The 18098-nt window shown below is 38.3% G+C and carries 12 protein-coding genes; 10 read left to right on the top strand and 2 right to left on the bottom strand.

Annotated features, from left to right (window positions below):
- Positions 1-5: 5 nt before the first annotated feature.
- Together ACYIAM_RS12350 and ACYIAM_RS12345 are read right to left on the bottom strand one after the other, a co-directional pair.
- Positions 6-2447: a DMSO/selenate family reductase complex A subunit gene (locus tag ACYIAM_RS12350; protein WP_483748472.1), complete on the bottom strand. Its 2442-nt coding sequence runs from the start codon at positions 2445-2447 to the stop codon at positions 6-8.
- Positions 2448-2840: 393 nt separating this feature from the next.
- Positions 2841-4343, bottom strand: a complete 1503-nt coding sequence (locus tag ACYIAM_RS12345; protein WP_483748471.1) for a hypothetical protein — start codon at positions 4341-4343, stop codon at positions 2841-2843.
- A gap of 296 nt (positions 4344-4639) precedes the next feature.
- Here ACYIAM_RS12345 and parE point away from each other — a divergent pair, with 296 nt between their 5' ends.
- The 10 genes from parE to ACYIAM_RS12295 all read left to right on the top strand — a co-directional run.
- The gene (gene parE, locus ACYIAM_RS12340; RefSeq protein ID WP_483748470.1) at positions 4640-6529 is read left to right on the top strand and encodes a DNA topoisomerase IV subunit B; all 1890 of its coding nucleotides are present in this window, start codon (positions 4640-4642) and stop codon (positions 6527-6529) included.
- Between the two features lie 27 nt (positions 6530-6556).
- Positions 6557-8785: a DNA topoisomerase IV subunit A gene (gene parC / locus ACYIAM_RS12335; RefSeq protein ID WP_483748469.1), complete on the top strand. Its 2229-nt coding sequence runs from the start codon at positions 6557-6559 to the stop codon at positions 8783-8785.
- Position 8786: 1 nt separating this feature from the next.
- The gene (gene djlA / locus ACYIAM_RS12330; protein ID WP_483748468.1) at positions 8787-9632 is read left to right on the top strand and encodes a co-chaperone DjlA; all 846 of its coding nucleotides are present in this window, start codon (positions 8787-8789) and stop codon (positions 9630-9632) included.
- A gap of 11 nt (positions 9633-9643) precedes the next feature.
- Positions 9644-11089 carry a TrkH family potassium uptake protein gene (locus ACYIAM_RS12325; protein ID WP_174797747.1) on the top strand — a complete coding sequence of 482 codons (1446 nt, stop codon included), beginning with the start codon at positions 9644-9646 and terminating at the stop codon, positions 11087-11089.
- A gap of 142 nt (positions 11090-11231) precedes the next feature.
- Positions 11232-12806: a TerC family protein gene (locus ACYIAM_RS12320; protein WP_483748467.1), complete on the top strand. Its 1575-nt coding sequence runs from the start codon at positions 11232-11234 to the stop codon at positions 12804-12806.
- 195 nt (positions 12807-13001) lie between these two features.
- Positions 13002-14312: an NCS2 family permease gene (locus tag ACYIAM_RS12315; protein WP_174797749.1), complete on the top strand. Its 1311-nt coding sequence runs from the start codon at positions 13002-13004 to the stop codon at positions 14310-14312.
- Between the two features lie 308 nt (positions 14313-14620).
- Positions 14621-14995, top strand: coding sequence for a 30S ribosomal protein S12 (rpsL, locus tag ACYIAM_RS12310; RefSeq protein WP_483748466.1), 375 nt, complete (start codon positions 14621-14623; stop codon positions 14993-14995).
- Between the two features lie 100 nt (positions 14996-15095).
- Positions 15096-15566, top strand: a complete 471-nt coding sequence (gene rpsG / locus ACYIAM_RS12305) for a 30S ribosomal protein S7 (protein WP_034915550.1) — start codon at positions 15096-15098, stop codon at positions 15564-15566.
- A 114-nt stretch (positions 15567-15680) separates the two neighbouring features.
- Positions 15681-17783, top strand: a complete 2103-nt coding sequence (fusA, locus tag ACYIAM_RS12300; protein ID WP_065638791.1) for an elongation factor G — start codon at positions 15681-15683, stop codon at positions 17781-17783.
- Positions 17784-17851: 68 nt separating this feature from the next.
- On the top strand, positions 17852-18098 hold a 247-nt coding region (locus ACYIAM_RS12295), incomplete at its 3' end, for a GTP-binding protein (protein ID WP_483748328.1).

Here is an 18098-nt window from a genome sequence, read left to right as displayed (position 1 = left end):
GTTGTTTAATTTATGATGTTTAATAATGGTTTGACTTCAACCAAATTGGTATGCTGGGGGTTCGCTTTTGCAAGTACTGTTGGACGCAATGATGTTAAGCGATTAATACAACCGCCAATATCAATCCCTATCTCATTGGTTTTTGCCCACATCCCTTGCGGAATAGCAATGACACCCGGTAATATTCTGGGTGTGACTTTAGCAGGGATAGAAAGCCGACCGCGGTCATTATAAACCTCAACTAACTGGCCATGTTTTATTTGCCTTTGCTCAGCATCTAATGGATTAATCCAAAGACTATTAGCAACCGCTTCGCGCAGTTGCGGTAAATTACTGTAACTGGAATGGCATTGTCCTTTGGTATGAAAACCGATAAGTTGCAACGGATATTTTTTACGTTTGAGTTTATCTTCACTGCCTTCAATCGCAGGTAAATACGCCGGAATGGGGTAGAGTATATCGTCTGCATCAAGTTCCCATTCATTGGCTATGTTAGCTAGCGCTTCAGAATAGATCTCAATTTTTCCGGACGGCGTATTTAATGGATTTTTAATTGGATCATCTCTAAAGGCTTTTAATCCAATTTGAGTATCACTATCAGCAAGTTTACGATCAATTACTCCCATACCGTCAGTATCGGCAAAAGGGGGTAAATGAGGTTCACGTTTTCGTAACTGCTCATAACAATACGCTATCCATTCATCTTGACTACGGTTTTCTGTAAATTTATCTTTTACGCCCATTTTCTCGGACAGTTCGGTTAACACATCATACGCTGATCGGTTTTCCCAAAGTGGCTTAATTGCGCGTTGCATACGAATAAGATAGCTATACGCACCAGATGAATAAGAATTATTAATTAAATCAGTATTTTCAACTGATGAAACATCCGGTAACAATAAATCGGCATATTTGGCTGATGCGGTCATATGCGTATCCCAAACAACAATAAATTCACATTTAGACTCATCTTGTAAAATTTGATGGGTATAATTAAGATCCGAATGCTGATTTCCCATTACATTACCGGCGTAATTCCAGATAAATTTAATACCAACATCCAGCTTATCTTTACCTTTTAGGTAAGCATTTTTAGCTGTCATGTTTGGGCCGTCTGCAATTGCTTTCGTCCACAAAAAGAAAGGTATGCTAGTTTTTACTGGATTTGGCAAATTAAAGCTAGGTATCGGATAAACAATACTACCACCCCACGTGCCGATATTGGTACCCGGCTTACCAAATTGACCGGTTATAATGGGTAAAATCATAATAGCTCGAGCGGTATGTTCGCCATTTTGCCAACGCTGTACACCATAACCTTGCGAAATCCAAGCAGCCTTAGCATTGATAATCTCCATCGCTAATTTACGAATTTGTACAGCCGGAATACCAGTTTTTTTAGCGGCCCATTCTGGTGTTTTAGGCGTTCTGTCATAGCCTAATCCTAAAAGGTAAGATTTATAATCACTATAAGGTGGCGCACTATCAGGTAAAGAATCGGCACTCCAACCAATACAATATTGATTAAGCATGTTTTCATCAATGCGATCTTGCTCAAGTAATGTATAGCCAATTGCGGCAACTAATGCGGCATCGGTACCGGGAATAATTGGGATCCACTCGGCATTATAAGCCACCACGCTTTCGCTATGACGCGGATCAATAATAATCACCCGTGCGTTGCTCTGTTCTAATGCATGAAAAAGCTCTGTAACTTGCCCTCCACCTGACATTCGGGTTTCGGCAATATTATGCCCAAACATCACAACTAAATCGGAATGCTTTATTTGATCAAGCAAAGAATCCTTAGCATTACCAAAAATATAAGGTCGAATAGCCGAAATTTGCCCACTGGAATAATCACCATGATAATTTAAAAAACCACCAATCGTACTTAAAAAACGCTGACATGCATTACGACCTGAAAGATTAGCGCCAGTTGTTCCTGAACCATATTGGTAATAAATTGCCTCGTTGCCATACCGATTAATAGTATATTTCAATTTATCTGCCAGTAAATTAATCGCCTCGCTCCATGAAATACGTTTAAATTTACCTTCACCACGTTGACCAATGCGTAGCATAGGATATTTTAAACGATCTGGATCATAAGTTCGCCAACGAACAGATCTACCGCGAAGGCAAGGGCGGATTTGATGTAAACCAAAAACGGCATCATTTACCCCATCTTCTGACGCTATTTTAGTAATAATATCGTTTTTAACATGGACTTTTAAAGGACAGCGACTACCGCAGTTAACTAAACACGCACTATAAACAATTTTTTCTTCATCGGTGGGATTTGAAATTGTACTATTAGCATTAGTACTTGGTTCAACGTAGGAAAAAGGTAATTGTATATTATTAGTCAGGGCAGCTACATCATCAATTGTTATCGGTTTTTGTAAAAAATCGCATTTGCTTGTTTTATTCTGTAATTTACTCACATCATTCCCTAATGTTGATATGAAATTATGTTGATAATAATACTAAAAGATGAATAAACAAACTAAAAACGAAAAGTGCTATTAAATTAATCAAAACTTAATGGCGCAATGATTAAATAGATAGATTAGCAATATATAATACTCATATTGTTATCAACCACATTACAAATATTTTGGATATCAAATCTTGAAAAAAGTAAGGTTTCATTTCAATCTTTGGTTAACATGTTACTAGCAAAAGTAATACTTTTTAAATGAAAAACCGCTTTTTTGGGGTTAAGATTTGTAAAGATCTATTTATAAGATACTACTCAGATAATCCCAATCTTTATTAAAAATTGAGATTATCTATATGCAACCCATTTAATAACGGGTAATCTAACACGCGTTATTTTAAGGCGTTACACATGCTGCCACGGCGTAGGTGTAGATATTATTATTTGAGGTGGTAATATCTCCATATGGAGAGACTATATATCCGTCAGATGCCCAATATTGGTCATCGCTCCAATCGTCATTTCTATGGCGATTATTGTAGGTAAATTCTCCCCATTCATTAAATAAACCGCCTATCCACTTGTCATCAATTTTGTAACTTAGTTGTCTTAGGCTTTCATTTCCTTGTCCCGGCTCGCCCCACTGCCAAGAAGAGTTATTCGCATTGGTATAGTCCCCAACACTAGGTATACGATAATCGTTACCTAAACTATTACAGAATATTTCAGCTTCAGCATAAGAACCATCATTAGAATCATCTGGATTGGCAATATACCAGCGTTCTATTTTAAAGCTATAAAGCAATTTATTGTGGCTACCATCGGCGTAAAGCTTAAATAACGAGGGATTAAAACTTTTGTTACTCGAATCTTTATTTGGACCTTTTAATGTTATCTTTAATAGCTCTTGATTATAGCCATCCCATCCTTGACCTGTTTCTGTACTTAATAATAATGTCACAGATTGACCACCACTTACTGCTGACACTGTTGTACCATTCGCATCAATGATTTGCTTTGGTGTGATACCGCCTAACAGTAAACGGAAACTGAGTTCATTTGATCCCGTTGTCGGAAAGTTTTGCTTGGGGTCATCAATATTTTTCACCTGAAAGCCAAGACCTCTGCTCCAGTTTGTACCTTCCATACCATACAGAGCCGGAGGTTGTGCATAACAAACACGTACTTCATTTGTCACTTTAAACCTGTACAGTTGCCAAGCATTCGGTAAGATCCTTGTCCTTGGTACGCCATATTGAGTTGATAGTTGAGGGTTGGTTAAGTAAAGTTCTAACTGATAGGGGGCCGAGCAGGGATCAAAATTACTTGTAGTATCTGTAATATAGTTATCATTTACATCATACCAAGCAAGTTCTAGAAGACCTGTTATACTGACATTTCCATCGCCATCATCATCTGACCAATAGTCATTTTTACCTATTAAATCGTTTAAATTAATACTTGAATCAGATAGAGGCACTAGTGTTTGGATACTATCAAAAGTGTTTGCATTGCTTGGCAACTCAATTGGTTCATACCCATTTATGACTACTTCAGCATTTGGATATAGATTTGACTTCCCACCATCTGGCACATATTCACGCCCATCAGGGAGTCTGATGCCGAATAACGCTTTAATATCGCTTTTGGTTGCACCACCATCAAAAGTAAGATAAGGTGCATGACCGTGTATCACATCTGCTGTTGTGGCCGATAACGCACCTGCATAATGACTACGGAATGTCATGAAAAATAGAATCGGTATAATATAATGTAATACTGGTTTTGTTTTACAATAATACCAATAAAAAAGGCAAAATATCGAAACGAAAAATAAAACGACCAAATGCTTATAATTGTGGCTTACTTGCCACGACAGGTAAGTGACTATTTCTAACATTATTCATTTCCTTTCCATATGCGGATTTTATTATTTATGTTTGTTTTTTATTAAAAAATAAAAATAAAATCATTAATTAAACGCTAATAAACAATCAATATCAGGGTGAATTATAAACGATTTTGTGTTTTTAGTAATAAATTTTTATCTTACCTCCTTAAAAAATCGTATTATTTAGCTTACCTAATTAATAGCGGATCTCATCACTTGTTAAAGTGCCTTTACCATTGACCTTGGTCTTATTGTTCAAAGGTTGGTATAATAGCCGCCATTTATTCGAGTAATATAGAAACATTATGTCGCAATCCACTTATAATGCCGTTGATATTGAAGTATTAAAAGGGCTAGATCCTGTTCGTCATCGTCCAGGAATGTATACTGACACAAGTCGCCCAAACCATCTAGGGCAGGAAGTCATTGATAACAGTGTCGACGAGGCCATCGCTGGCCATGCTCGTCAAATCAAGGTAACTCTGTATGAAGATAATTCACTAGAAGTCATTGATGATGGGCGAGGAATGCCTGTTGATATTCATCCGGAAGAAGGCGTGCCTGCAATTGAGCTATTACTTTGCCGTTTACATGCTGGTGGTAAATTTTCGAACAAGAATTACCAATTTTCGGGTGGTTTGCATGGTGTGGGGATTTCGGTGGTCAATGCGTTATCTAAACGCGTTGATGTTACCGTTCATCGTGATGGTCATGTGTACGAAATAGCTTTTGAAAACGGCAATAAGGTTGAGGATCTGCATGTTACTGGTACGTGTGGGCGACGTAATACGGGTACCAAAGTGCATTTTTGGCCAGACGAAAAATATTTTGATTCTCCAAGATTTTCTGTCCTACGTTTGTCTCATCTTCTTAAAGCCAAAGCCGTGCTTTGCCCAGGTCTTGATATTATTTTTAAAGATAAAATCAACAAAACCGAACAACGCTGGTGTTATCAAGATGGCCTAAAAGACTATTTAATGGAATCTGTTAGTGGTTACCCACTATTACCACAAATCCCTTTTACTGGCAGCCATATTGGTGAAACAGAAGCCGTAGAGTGGGCACTAGTTTGGATGCCAGAAGGTGGAGAACTATTGACTGAAAGTTACGTTAACTTAATTCCAACGATACAAGGTGGTACGCATGTTAATGGTTTACGTCAAGGTTTGTTAGACGCAATGCGTGAGTTTTGTGAGTTTCGCAATTTGTTACCGCGAGGCTTAAAATTAACTGCCGATGATATTTGGGAACGCTGTGCTTATGTTATTTCGGTTAAAATGCAAGAACCTCAATTTGCAGGTCAAACTAAAGAGCGATTATCATCACGCCAGAGTGCGGCATTTGTGTCGGCAATTGTGAAAGATGCGTTTAGTCTTTGGTTAAATCAACATGTGCAAATAGCTGAATTATTAGCTGAAATGGTAATTTCCAGTGCGCAAAAACGCTTAAAAGCCTCAAAAAAAGTTATCCGCAAAAAGCTAACTAGTGGCCCTGCACTACCGGGTAAGCTGGCTGATTGTTCATCGCAAGATTTAAGCCGTACTGAACTTTTTTTAGTGGAAGGAGACTCGGCTGGCGGTTCAGCTAAACAGGCTCGAGATCGTGAATTTCAAGCCATTATGCCGCTTAAAGGTAAGATTTTAAATACTTGGGAAGTGTCATCCGACGAAGTATTAGGATCTCAAGAAATTCATGATATTTCAGTGGCAATAGGTATTGATCCAGATAGCAATGATTTGAGCCAATTACGTTATGGTAAAATTTGTATTTTAGCCGATGCTGACTCGGATGGATTACATATTGCCACCTTACTTTGTGCGTTATTTGTTCGTCATTTTCGTACCATGGTTGAGCATGGGCATGTTTTTGTTGCTATGCCTCCACTTTATCGTATCGATCTAGGAAAGGAAGTTCATTACGCCTTAGATGAAGAAGAAAAAGAAGGTATTTTAGAGCAGCTTAAACGTAAAAAAGGCAAACCAAATGTACAGCGTTTTAAAGGATTAGGGGAAATGAACCCTCTGCAACTACGTGAAACAACGATGGATCCCAATACGCGCCGTTTAGTACAGCTATCGCTTGATGATAGTGAGCAAACGATGGCATTAATGGATATGCTACTTGCCAAAAAACGCGCAGAAGATCGCCGCGAGTGGCTACAAGAAAAAGGCGATCAAGTTGAACTTGATGTCTAACAAACAGAATGATTTAGAGGAACAATAATGAGTGATATAACTCATGACGGAGTAGAAGTCCAGTCGCTACGTACCTTTACCGAAAGCGCTTATTTAAACTACTCAATGTATGTCATTATGGATCGCGCACTACCGTTTATTGGTGACGGTCTCAAACCCGTGCAACGACGTATTGTCTATGCCATGTCAGAACTAGGTTTAAATGCGCAAGCAAAATTTAAAAAATCAGCACGTACTGTAGGGGATGTACTTGGTAAATATCATCCTCATGGTGATAGCGCCTGTTATGAAGCTATGGTGCTCATGGCACAACCATTTTCATATCGCTATCCATTAGTTGATGGGCAAGGTAACTGGGGGGCACCAGATGATCCTAAATCATTTGCTGCTATGCGTTATACCGAATCACGCTTATCGAAATATGCTGAATTATTATTAGGTGAGTTAGGGCAAGGAACGGTTGATTATACGCCAAATTTTGATGGTACTTTACAAGAGCCGAAAATGTTACCAGCCAGACTACCGAATATTTTATTAAATGGCACAACGGGAATTGCGGTCGGTATGGCAACCGATATTCCTCCACATAATATTCGTGAGGTGGCGAATGCGGCAATTATGCTGGCTGACAATCCAAATGCAACTTTAAGCGAAGTAATGGCTCACATACAAGGGCCTGATTTTCCGACCGAAGCTGAGATTATTACGCCACCTGATGATATCGCGAAAATCTATAAAACAGGGCGTGGCTCAATTCGTATGCGTGCGGTTTGGAAAAAAGAAGATGGAGATATTGTGATTACAGATCTTCCTCATCAAGTGTCAGGCGCTAAAATCCTAGAACAAATTGCTTCTCAGATGCGAGCTAAAAAGCTACCTTTAATTGAAGATTTACGCGATGAGTCGGATCACGAAAATCCAACTCGTTTAGTGATTGTGCCACGTTCAAATCGAGTCGATTTAGAACAAGTGATGAATCATCTATTTGCAACCACCGATCTCGAAAAAAGTTATCGTGTTAATATGAATATGATTGGGCTGGATAATCGCCCGTCAGTCAAAGGTTTGGTTGAAATTCTCACTGAATGGCTTGAATATCGTAAAAACACTGTCACTCGTCGCCTAAATTATCGTTTAGATAAAATTTTAAAAAGACTACATATCCTTGATGGTTTATTGATTGCATTTTTAAATATTGATGAAGTGATCGAAATTATTCGCAACGAAGATGAACCGAAACAAGAATTAATTAGCCGTTTTGCATTAACCGATATTCAAGCCGAAGCTATTTTAGAGTTAAAACTCCGTCATTTAGCCAAACTTGAAGAAGTACGTATTAAAGGTGAACAAAGTGAGCTTGCAAAAGAGCGTGATCATCTGCAAGCTTTGTTAGCTTCACCTAAAAAACTGAGTAATTTAATTAAAAAAGAGTTGCAAGAAGATGCAAAAAAATATGGTGATAAGCGTCGCTCACCGATTGTTGAGCGCAGTGAAGCTAAAGCTATTAGTGAACAAGAGTTAACACCATCCGAACCTGTTACTGTTATTTTGTCTGAAATGGGCTGGGTTAGAACCGCTAAAGGTCATGACATTGATGCTACAGGTTTAAGTTATAAAGCGGGTGATAGCTTTAAAGTCGCCGCGAAAGGAAAAAGCAATCAGCCAGTTATCTTTATCGACTCAACAGGTCGTAGTTATGCTATAGAGCCAAATACCTTACCATCTGCCCGAAGCCAAGGTGAACCATTAACTGGTAAACTAGCGCTACCTGCGGGCGCAACGGTTGAACATGTGCTGATGTGTCAAAATGATAATCAAAAATTTCTAATGGCATCTAGTGCAGGTTATGGTTTTATTTGTCAATTTAATGATTTAGTTGCTCGCAACCGTAACGGTAAGGCGGTTATCAATTTGCCAAATAATGCAAAAATACTTACACCTATGGAAATTCTATCTGAACATAGTTTACTGCTGTCTATTACTCAAGCAGGTCGAATGCTCATCTTTCCAGTAAAAGATTTACCAGAACTAGCCAAAGGTAAAGGAAATAAAATTGTGTCGCTATCTGGCGCAGATGATAGTCTTTCTTATATGATATTCATTACCTCAGAGGCATCAGTGACTTTGTATGCAGGAAAACGTAAACTGACACTCAATCCTGCCGATTTACAAAAATTTAGAGCAGAACGAGCACGCAAAGGCACAGCGTTACCACGAGGTTTACAAAAGATAGATAAGATTGAGGTGAACGAATAATATGTCTTTTATCTGGGCGATGATTACTGGCTTTGTATTAAGTATTGTATTAAAAACGGGATGGGGGTTTTTATTTGGGTTATTTATTGGTCCAATGCTTTACCAAGCATTTTGCAATAAATTAACCGAACAAAAAACCAAAGCAAATCCAGAACTTTACTTAACGGTTGTTTTTGAAGTCCTTGGTCATTTAAGTAAAGCAAAAGGTGTTGTCACTCAAGATGATATTAATCTGGCTAGCCAATTCATGGACAGATTACAACTGGATCGAAATAGTCGAAAACTAGCACAAGACTCATTTAATCGAGGCAAAGCCAGTGACTATCCACTCAGGTCTCGTTTAGCTGAGCTATATGCACAATATCGTTACCGACGTAATGTATTAAATATTTTTTGTGAGCAATTGATCCAAGCGGCATTAGTTGATGGAATTTTAGATGAAAAAGAGCAACAAATTCTTTTTATTGTAGCTGAAGAATTTAATATTCCACGTCAACAAATGGCAATATATATTCAAATGATGATGGGTAGTTACCATTTTCGTCATAATAGTTATAACAACCAACAAAATCAGCGGGATCAATATCAACGTAGTAATCATTATGGTGGTTATCAAGGCCGATCGACGCAATCAGATCTACAAAATGCTTACAGAATTTTGGGTATTGACTCATCTGCTGAAATCTCAGAAATCAAAAGAGCTTATCGTAAATTGATGAATGCACACCATCCAGATAAATTAGTATCTAAAGGTTTACCAAAAGAAATGTTGGAAGCTGCCAAAAAACGTGCACAAGAAATTCAAGCTGCTTATGATCTTATCAAAACAGCTCGTGGTTTTAAATAGAGACTATTATTATGCATTGGCGATCAATCCTTCGCATTATTGGGCTATTAATTGCCCTGTTATCGATATTTATGCTACTACCAGCTCTTATTGCTTTAATCTATCGTGACGGCGCTGGTGCAATCTTTGTTCGATCATTTTTTGCTGCATTGATATTAGGATGTTTATTATGGCTACCTAATCGTCACCATCGCCATGAACTGAGCACGCGTGAAGGCTTTTTTATCGTCGTACTATTTTGGGTTGTGCTTGGTACAATAGGTGCCTTCCCTTTTATTTTTGATACGCATATTAATTTAAATTTAACCAATGCTTTTTTTGAATCGTTCTCGAGCCTAACCACTACGGGCGCCACAACAATTGTTAAGTTAGATCATCTACCTAAAGCTCTACTTTTTTACCGCCAATTACTGCAATGGCTTGGTGGTATGGGGATTATTGTCTTGGCTGTCGCCATCTTACCATTGTTGGGTGTAGGGGGCATGCAACTTTATCGCGCTGAAATCCCCGGCCCACAAAAAGACAGTAAAATGCGTCCTCGCATTGCCGAAACCGCAAAAACACTTTGGTCAATTTATATTTTGCTGACAACACTTTGCGCTATTTGTCTTTGGCTGGCTGGCATGAATGTATTTGATGCTGTATCACATAGCTTTTCGACAATATCAATGGGAGGATTTTCAACTCACGACGATAACCTTGCTTACTTTAATAGCGCCACAATCAATTACATTGTTACTCTCTTTTTAATCTTATCGGGTTGTAACTTCGCGCTTCATTTTGCCGCATTAAGTGGATTTTCAATTAAAGTTTACTGGCGAGATCAAGAATTTAGAACTTTTGTTTTTATTTTAGCTGTTTTAATTGCAATCTGTGCGTTTGGCATTTATTTTTATCAACCAGAACGGAAATTAAGTATCGATAAAATAGTACTGCAAGTTGTATCGATAACGGCAACGGTTGGATTTACGGTTGATGATATTAATACATGGCCTTCATCATTACCGATTTTTTTACTGTGTGCTTCATTTATTGGTGGTTGTGCAGGTTCAACTGGCGGTGGCTTAAAAGTAGTTCGAGTTCTGCTGTTGTTTATGCAAGGGTCGCGTGAATTAAAGCGTTTAATTCATCCAAATGCTATCTATACTTTAAAATTAAATAATCGAGTAGTGCCTGAACGTATTATTGAAGCTGTTTGGGGATTCTTTTCGGCATATGCGTTAGTCTTTTTAGTTAGCTTATTTGCTATTATGGCAACCGGCATTGATACTACAGATTCTTTTTACATTGTTGCCTCATCACTGAATAATTTAGGGGTCGGCCTTGGTAGTGTGAGCGATAATTTTGCTAGTGTGAGCGATATAGTAAAGTGGGTAATGGTTGTCGATATGTTATTTGGGCGGTTGGAAATCTTTACACTATTGGTTTTATTTACGCCTACTTTTTGGCGAAGCTGATTTTATACTAAAACACATACTTTCCTGAAAGTTTTTGACAAAATACGTAATTTTTATAAATATTTTATTGATTATTTGCCCAATTACAGCCAGAATTACAACGCAGCATGTGCTGTATTTATTAGAGGTAATCACCTGACATATGGAATGGATCATGGATCCTACAATTTGGATTGGCTTATCCACTCTGGTTGTACTTGAAATCGTCCTTGGCATTGATAACATTGTTTTTATTGCCATTCTTGCCGAGAAACTTCCTCCCCAACAACGAGATAAAGCACGCGTTACTGGTCTCGCTTTCGCATTAATTACACGCGTTTTATTGTTAATGTTCACGGGATGGTTAGTTACGCTCACCACGCCGTTATTTTCAATATTCGGAATCAACTTTAATGCACGCCAACTGATTATGTTAATCGGCGGGGTATTTTTACTATTTAAAGCAACCATGGAACTCAATGAACGCCTAGAAGGCTCATCTCATGAAGATGGTAAACCGAAAAAAACGTCTCATTTCTGGACTGTTGTTGCGCAAATTGTGGTATTAGATGCCGTCTTCTCACTTGACTCAGTTATTACTGCTGTTGGTATGGTTGAGCATATTCCTGTGATGATTATTGCGGTATGTATTGTAATAGGTATTATGATGGTTGCGAGTAAACCTCTGGCTAATTTTGTCAACGCTCACCCAACTATTGTTATCCTCTGTTTGAGTTTTTTATTAATGATCGGTTTTAGTCTCGTTGCCGAAGGTTTTGATTTTATGATTCCGAAAGGTTATTTATATGCGGCTATCGGCTTTTCAATTATGATTGAGTTTTTCAATCAATTAGCTATTTTTAATCGTCGCAAAGCATTAAACAAAAAACCATTACGCGAACGCACAGCTGAAGCAATTTTACACCTATTAAAAGGGGATGCTGAAGAAGATCCAGATAGTCACACTACTGATGTGGCATCAGATACTCATAAAAAAGCTCCGGTGTTTAATCATCAAGAGCTGAGCATGGTTGAACGAGTTCTTGGACTGGCACAACGTTCAGTCAGTAGCATTATGACATCTCGACTTGACGTTGATATGGTTAATATTAATGACGATCGTGACGCTATTATAAAAGAAATTTTTGATAATCCTCATTCACGTTTAGTTGTCACCGATAATGATTCAATTGATGAGCCTTTAGGTATTATCCAAATCAATGATCTTTTAAAAGATGTGCTGCAAAGTGAAGCACCAATTGATATTCACTCACTTATCAAACAACCTTTAATCTTTCCAGAAACGGTATCGTTACTGGTTGCACTAGAACAATTTAAAAAGGCTAAAACGCATTTTGCTTTCGTAGTTGATGAATTTGGTTCAATGCAAGGGGTTGTCTCGGTAACAGACATCATTGAAACCATTGCTGGTGATTTTCCAACTGAAGAAGAGGAAATTGATGCCAAACATGATATTCAATGCCTTGGTGATAATAGTTGGATGGCTAATGGTTACATTCCTGTTGAAGAACTAGTGCGTTTTGTGCCAATTGCCCTTGATGATAAGCGTGAATATCATACCTTGGCTGGGCTGTTAATGGAAAAAGCGCAGCATTTACTCAATGTTGGCGAAACATTACAAATCGGCGATTATTTATTTGAAGTCGCCGAAATAGAAAGCCACAGAATTCTTAAAGTAAAAATCACGTTAAACAAACTTGATTCTGTAACGTTATAGTATAGTGCAGCGAAATAACTAGAATAACGCTTGACCAAAATAAATAACTGGCAATAATAAAGCAGTAAAATTTCTGTTTATTTGAAGATGTGGGGCAACAGCTCTTCATCTTTTTTATTTTTACCTCTTGGTAAAAATAGATAGCACTCAATAAACTTTTATTCTTGCTTATCAATCTAAATTAGGCCTTAACTTATGAATTCAATATTTGAAAAAATATTTCAGCTGAAAGAGAAAAAAACAACTGTCGGTACCGAAATTATCGCTGGTTGTACCACTTTTTTAACAATGGTTTATATCATCTTCGTCAATCCATCCATCTTATCTGCAACTGGAATGGATACTTCTGCTGTTTTTGTATTAACCTGTGTGGTTACTGCCTTTGCGACGATTCTAATGGGTTTATTTGCCAATTTACCGATTGCATTAGCGCCTGCGATGGGACTTAATGTCTTTTTCGCCTATGGTATATGCGGTGCAATGGGCTACTCTTGGCAAGTCGGCATGGGCGCCATATTTTGGGGCTCTTTAGCCTTTTTTGCTTTGTCACTTTTTAAAGTCCGTCATTGGTTAATTGAGCATATTCCACAATGTTTACGCATAGGCATTAGTGCCGGTATTGGGCTATTTATTGCTTTTATGGGCTTTCAAAATATGGGGATTGTAGTTGCATCTCCTTCGACACTCTTAACAATGGGTAATATCTTATCGCTGAAAGTTTTATTGGGATCGCTTGGTTTCTTCATCATTGTTATTTTAGCAGCTCGTAACTTTCATGCAGCCGTATTAGTTTCGATTTTAGTCGTAACATTACTGGCATTATGGCTTGATCCTAATATTAGTTACCAAGGTATTGTGTCTATGCCACCAAGTGTGACTAGCGTTGTTGGTCATGTTGATCTAGCTGGCTCGCTTAATATCGGCATCATGGGTGTTATTTTTTCGATAATGATTGTCAGCCTATTTGATTCATCAGGCACTATTTTAGCATTAACTGATAAAGCTGGAATCAGTGACGAAAAAGGTCGATTCCCCAAAATGCGCCAAGCGCTATTGATCGATAGTTTTAGTTCATCTTTAGGAGGATTATTTGGCACATCATCAGTGTTAACCTATATCGAAAGTTCAGCTGGTATTTCAGTGGGGGGGCGAACAGGATTAACCGCGGTTGTAGTGGGTTTATTATTCTTAATCGTGACATTTTTATCGCCACTTGCTCATTTAGTACCAAGTTATGCAACATCTGGCGCACTTATCTTTGTTGGGATCTTAATGGTTTCAAGCTTAGTTAAAGTTAACTGGTCTGACTTAACTGAGGCGACGCCAGCCTTTATTACCGCAATCATGATGCCATTTGCCTTTGCCATTACTGAAGGTGTTGCACTTGGTTTTATCTCTTACGTGGTATTAAAAACCTTTACGGGTAAATTTAAGCAATTAAATCTGTGTGTGATTATATTTGCTGTACTATTCGCTTTAAAATTTATTTTTATCGATCACCACTAAAAAATAATACCCCATCGTTACTTACGGTGGGGTATATAGCAATTAGCAAAACAGCTAGTATATGTCTGGATATACTTATTACCCGTTTTAAAATTTACCGGTTTTTCTTCATTAAAATAGCGACCACCTTCTACAAATAATTAACGCCAAGATCAAGCACTTATTGATAGCAAAAACTTGACATTATCTCCTCTGGGGTCTAGAATCTTGCGACCCAAAACTTATATACATAGGTTTTGGTCTACAGTTATTAATTACGTATCTAAAAAGCAATTTTAAATTTATTTTAATTAATCAGGAGCTTATTAATGGCAACAATTAATCAGCTGGTACGCAAACCAAGAGCACTAAAGGAAGCGAAAAGTAACGTTCCTGCGCTTGAAGCATGCCCGCAAAAACGCGGTGTTTGTACTCGTGTTTACACAACTACACCGAAAAAACCAAACTCAGCATTACGTAAAGTATGTCGTGTACGTTTAACCAATGGTTTTGAAGTGACTTCTTATATCGGCGGTGAAGGTCATAACCTACAAGAACATAGCGTAATTTTAATCCGTGGTGGTCGTGTTAAAGACTTACCGGGTGTTCGTTATCACACTGTTCGCGGTGCACTAGACTGTGCAGGTGTTAAAGACCGTAAACAAAGCCGTTCTAAATACGGTGTTAAACGATCTAAAGCTTAATGGGACTCCGTTAAGTAAGGCCAAACTATATAATTCCATTTAACTCATTTGAGTTTTGGGTAAACCTGAAAAATTTATAACATATAAACGGAGTATTCCAATGCCACGTCGTCATGTTGTCGGTCAAAGAAAAATTCTTCCTGATCCGAAGTTCGGTTCAGAGTTACTGGCGAAATTTGTAAATATTTTAATGATAGATGGTAAAAAATCTATCGCAGAATCAATCGTATATTCAGCTCTTGATAAATTAGCTGAGCGTAGTGGAAAAGACCACTTAGCAGCTTTTGAAGTTGCACTAGATAACGTAAGACCAACTGTAGAAGTTAAGTCTCGTCGCGTTGGTGGTTCTACATACCAAGTTCCTGTTGAAGTGCGTCCAGTTCGTCGTAATGCACTTGCAATGCGTTGGATTGTAGATGCTGCACGTAAACGTGGCGATAAATCAATGGCTTTACGCCTAGCGAATGAACTGATGGATGCTTTTGAGAACAAAGGTACCGCTGTGAAAAAACGCGAAGATGTTCATCGTATGGCTGAAGCTAATAGAGCGTTTGCACACTATCGTTGGTAATATTCGCACTTGTATTTATATAAGTGACTTGAATTAGGACTGATAGCCCTTATTTGCTATCAGTCAACCAAAATGATGTTTTATTAAGCAAGCGATTCTAAACAGAGGATTAATATGGCTCGTACAACCCCTATAGCACGCTACCGTAATATCGGTATTAGTGCACATATTGACGCAGGTAAAACAACAACGACTGAACGTATTTTGTTTTATACTGGTGTAAGTCACAAAATTGGTGAAGTTCATGATGGTGCAGCTACCATGGACTGGATGGAACAAGAACAAGAACGTGGTATTACTATCACATCTGCTGCAACAACTGCATTCTGGTCTGGTATGGGCCAACAATTTGAACCACACCGTATCAACATCATCGACACCCCGGGACACGTTGACTTTACAATCGAAGTTGAACGTTCTATGCGTGTTCTTGATGGTGCAGTAATGGTTTACTGTGCAGTTGGTGGCGTGCAACCACAATCTGAAACTGTATGGCGTCAAGCAAACAAATATAAAGTTCCACGTATTGCGTTTGTTAACAAAATGGACCGTATGGGTGCTAACTTCCTACGTGTTGTTGATCAAATCAAAACTCGTTTAGCAGCAGTACCTGTTCCTTTAGTTTTACCAATCGGTGCAGAAGAAGGATTTACTGGTGTTGTTGATTTACTTAAACGTAAAGCAATCAACTGGAATGATGCTGATCAAGGCGTAACATTCACTTATGAAGATGTACCAGCAGATATGGTTGAAGAAGTCGAAGAATGGCGTTCTTTCTTAATTGAAACTGCTGCTGAAGCAAGTGAAGAGTTAATGGAAAAATACCTTGGTGGTGAAGAGTTAACTGAAGAAGAAGTGAAAGCAGCATTACGTGAACGCGTACTTGCTAATGAAATCATCTTAGTCACTTGTGGTAGTGCCTTTAAAAATAAAGGTGTTCAATTCATGCTTGATGCGGTTATTGAATATTTACCAGCACCAACTGATGTACCAGCAATCAAAGGTGAATTACAAAACGGTGAAGCTGCAGAACGTCATTCAAGTGATGATGAACCATTCTCATCATTAGCATTCAAAATTGCAACAGACCCATTTGTTGGTAACTTAACATTCTTCCGTGTTTACTCTGGTGTGGTTAACTCTGGTGATACTGTTCTTAACTCTGTTAAAGATAAAAAAGAACGTTTTGGTCGTATCGTTCAGATGCACGCTAACAAACGTGAAGAAATTAAAGAAGTCCGCGCTGGTGACATCGCTGCTGCAATCGGTCTTAAAGATGTAACTACAGGTGATACACTTTGTGCGGAAAGCGCACCAATCATCCTTGAAAGAATGGAATTCCCTGAGCCAGTAATTTCGGTTGCTGTTGAACCAAAAACCAAAGCTGACCAAGAAAAAATGGGGCTTGCTTTAGGTCGACTAGCACAAGAAGACCCTTCATTCCGTGTTCACACAGATGAAGAATCAGGTCAAACCATTATTTCTGGTATGGGTGAGCTTCACTTGGAAATCATCGTTGACCGTATGAAACGTGAATTTAAAGTGGAAGCAAATGTAGGTAAACCACAAGTTGCTTACCGTGAAACAATTCGCAATGAAGTAGAACAAGAAGGTAAATTTGTTCGTCAGTCTGGTGGTCGTGGTCAATATGGTCATGTATGGTTAAAAATCAAACCATTAGAGGCGGGTGGCGAAGGCTACAAATTCAACAATGAAATTGTTGGTGGTGTGGTTCCTAAAGAATACATTCCTGCAGTTGATAAAGGTTGTCAAGAACAGATGAAAAACGGTGTTCTTGCTGGTTACCCAATTGTTGATGTTGAAGTCACTATCTTTGATGGTTCTTACCATGATGTTGACTCATCAGAAATGGCATTTAAAATTGCCGGTTCAATGGCATTTAAAGACGGCTTCATGAAAGCTAAACCTGTGCTTTTAGAACCGATTATGAAAGTAGAAGTTGAAACTCCAGAAGATTATATGGGTGATGTTATCGGTGACTTAAACCGTCGTCGCGGTATGATTGAAGGAATGGAAGATACTGCAACTGGTAAAACAGTTAAAGCACAAGTTCCACTTTCAGAAATGTTTGGTTATGCAACAGACCTTCGTTCACAAACTCAAGGTCGTGCTTCTTACTCAATGGAGTTCTTGAAGTACAATGAAGCACCAACAAATATTGCAACCGCAATTATTGAAGCTCGTAAAGCAAAATAATTTTATCTAAATAAAGTAACACTTCCCTTAATAGCATAGGGGAAGTGATTTAATAAAGGAACATTAAGATGTCTAAAGAAAAATTTGAACGTACAAAACCCCACGTTAACGTTGGTACAATCGGCCACGTTGACCACGGTAAAACAACTTTAACTGCGGCAATTACTTCTGTACTTGCTAAAAAATATGGCGGTCAAGCTCGTGCATTCGATCAAATCGATAACGCACCAGAAGAAAAAGCACGTGGTATCACCATCAACACTTCACACGTTGAATATGACACACCAACTCGTCACTACGCACACGTAGACTGCC

This window comes from Gilliamella sp. X-60 (assembly GCF_057063585.1).
Note: the sequence above shows the minus strand (reverse complement) of the source record. Positions and strands in the feature narration are given on the sequence as shown.